Genomic DNA, 747 nt, shown 5'->3' with positions numbered 1-747 from the left:
TCGTCGTCCACCTCGGCGCACCACCCTCGCCCATCGCGTACTACCAGCAGGTCGGCCGCGCCGGCCGCGCCGTCGAGCACGCCGAGGTGCTGCTGCTGCCCGGCGTCGAGGACGCCGCCATCTGGCGCTACTTCGCCTCGCTGGCGTTCCCACCGGAGCAGCAGGTCCGCGCCGTGCTGGCCGCCCTGCACACCGACCGTCCGCTCTCCACCCAGGCCCTCGAACCCCTCGTCGACCTGCGCCGGGCCCGGCTGGAGCTGATGCTCAAGGTGCTCGACGTGGACGGCGCGGTCCGCCGGGTGCGCGGTGGGTGGCTCGCCACCGGCGAGCCGTGGGTCTACGACGAGGCCCGGTTGCGCCGTGTCGCCGAGGCGCGCACCGTCGAGCAACAGGCCATGCGGGAGTACGCGACCACGTCCGACTGCCGGATGCGGTATCTACGGGAACGCCTGGACGACACCGGGGCGGCCGACTGCGGCCGGTGCGACAGGTGCGCCGACCCCCTCTTCACCGCCGACGTGTCGACGGCCGCGCTCGCCGCCGCGCAGACCTTCCTGGGCCGCCCCGGTGTGGAGATCGCCCCGAAGAAGCTCTGGCCGACCGGGCTCGACGCGGTCGGCGTACCCCTCAAGGGCCGGATCGCCCCGGCCGAGCAGGCGCTGCCAGGCCGGGCCGTCGGGCGCCTCTCCGACCTGGGCTGGGGTGGTCGGCTGCGTGACCTCGTCGGCCCGGACGCACCTGACACAC

The 747-nt window shown here is 74.8% G+C and carries 1 pseudogene; it reads left to right on the top strand.

Annotated features, from left to right (window positions below):
* Window positions 1-747: pseudogene (locus KBX53_RS34810) on the top strand (recombinase RecQ); the annotation flags it as partial.

The sequence above is a fragment of the Micromonospora sp. M51 genome (assembly GCF_018070305.1).
In the GTDB taxonomy this organism is placed as follows: Bacteria; Actinomycetota; Actinomycetes; order Mycobacteriales; family Micromonosporaceae; genus Micromonospora; species Micromonospora parva.
The sequence above is the reverse complement of the archived record's forward strand: the minus strand, read 5'-3'. Positions and strand labels throughout refer to the sequence as shown.